At 60.0% G+C, this 1,907-nt stretch carries 3 protein-coding genes; all 3 read left to right on the top strand.

The window, feature by feature from the left end; genetic code table 11:
• Nucleotides 1-837 (top strand): carbohydrate ABC transporter permease (locus M0412_RS26395; protein ID WP_371338349.1); only part of this gene is annotated, 837 nt, incomplete at its 5' end.
• 12 nt (nucleotides 838-849) lie between these two features.
• Nucleotides 850-1,674, top strand: a complete 825-nt coding sequence (locus M0412_RS26390) for a carbohydrate ABC transporter permease (RefSeq protein ID WP_269699515.1) — start codon at nucleotides 850-852, stop codon at nucleotides 1,672-1,674.
• Between the two features lie 12 nt (nucleotides 1,675-1,686).
• Nucleotides 1,687-1,907: ATP-binding cassette domain-containing protein (locus M0412_RS26385; protein WP_371338348.1), on the top strand; the 221-nt coding region annotated here is incomplete at its 3' end.

Here is a 1,907-nt window from a genome sequence, read left to right as displayed (position 1 = left end):
ATGCTTGCGCCATCGGTGCTGTTATTGCTGGTATGGATGATCGTGCCCCTGGCGATGACGCTGTGGTTCTCGTTCCAGAACTACAATCTCCTCAACCCGGCCAATGTCAGCTTTGCGGGCCTGTTCAATTACCAGTATTTCTACACCGACCCGGCCTTCTTCCAGTCGATCTGGAACACGTTGCTGATCGTCGGCGGCGTGCTTGCGATCACCGTCATCGGCGGCATCGCCATTGCGCTTCTGCTCGACAATGACATTTTCGGCCAGGGCATCGTGCGCATCATGATCATCTCGCCCTTCTTCGTCATGCCGCCGGTGGCCGCATTGGTGTGGAAGAACATGATCATGCATCCCGGTTACGGCGTGCTCGCCGATCTGTCGCGCTTCTTCGGCCTGCAGCCGGTCGACTGGTTTGCGCAGTTTCCGCTGCTCTCCATCATCATCATCGTCGCCTGGCAATGGCTGCCCTTTGCGACGCTGATCCTGCTCACCGCGCTGCAGTCGCTCGATGGCGAGCAGAAGGAAGCCGCCGAGATGGATGGCGCCAACTTCGTCAACCGCTTCATCCATCTGACCCTGCCGCATCTGTCGCGCGCCATCACCGTCGTCATTCTCATCCAGACGATCTTCCTGCTTGGCGTCTACGCGGAAATCCTCGTCACCACCAATGGCGGACCGGGTTATGCCTCCACCAACCTCGCCTTCCTCATCTATCGCACCGCACTTCTGGGGTACGACGTCGGCGGCGCTTCGGCCGGCGGCATCATCGCCGTCATCCTCGCCAATATCGTCGCCATCTTCCTGATGCGCGCCGTCGGCAAGAACCTCGACCGGTAAAGGGGAAACATCATGGCCCGCAAGACAACCACACGTGCGAAGATCGGCTTTTCCATCGCGGCCTGGGCCGTGGCGTTGCTGCTGTTCTTCCCGATCCTCTATGCCTTCCTCACCTCGCTCAAGACCGAGCCGGAGGCAATCGCCGGCTTCAGCCTCATTCCCTCGGGCACGCTTGAGAATTACGTGACGGTCCAGACCCAGCGCGATTACTTCAAGCCGTTCATGAACTCGGTGGTGCTGTCGCTCGGCTCGACGATCATCGCGCTGATCATCGCCATTCCCGCCGCCTGGGCCATGGCGTTCTCGCCGACCAAACGCACCAAGGACATCTTGATGTGGATGCTCTCCACCAAGATGATGCCGGCCGTCGCCGTGCTGGTGCCGATCTATCTGCTCTTCCGCAATGCCGGCCTGCTCGATACCCGCATTGGCCTCACCATCATGCTCACCTTCATCAACCTGCCGATCGTCATCTGGATGCTCTACACCTACTTCCGGGAAATCCCCGGTGAGATCCTCGAGGCAGCCCGCATGGATGGCGCATCCCTGTGGAATGAGATCGTGCATGTGCTCACACCAATGGCGGTGCCGGGCATTGCCTCGACGCTGCTCTTAAACGTCATCCTTGCCTGGAACGAAGCCTTCTGGACCATCCGGCTGACGACCACCAATGCAGCCCCGCTGACGGCCTTCATCGCCTCCTTCTCGAGCCCACAGGGGCTGTTCTGGGCAAAACTCTCGGCCGCCTCGATGATGGCGATCGCCCCCATTCTCGTCATCGGCTGGTTCTCGCAGAAACAACTCGTGCGTGGCCTGACCTTTGGCGCCGTGAAATAAGGAACGACAAACATGGGCAGCATTTCCCTTCAGAACGTGTCCAAGCTCTTCGGTGAGGCGAAAGTCATCCCGTCGATCGATCTTGATATCAACGACGGCGAGTTCGTCGTCTTCGTCGGCCCGTCGGGCTGCGGCAAGTCCACGCTTCTGCGCCTCATCGCCGGGCTGGAGGACGTCTCCGGCGGCAAGATCGTCATCGACGGCAATGACGCCACCGAAAAGGCCCCGGCCGA

It is taken from the genome of Agrobacterium sp. O3.4, from assembly GCF_041414895.1.
In the GTDB taxonomy this organism is placed as follows: Bacteria; Pseudomonadota; Alphaproteobacteria; order Rhizobiales; family Rhizobiaceae; genus Agrobacterium; species Agrobacterium cucumeris.
Note: the sequence above shows the minus strand (reverse complement) of the source record. Positions and strands in the feature narration are given on the sequence as shown.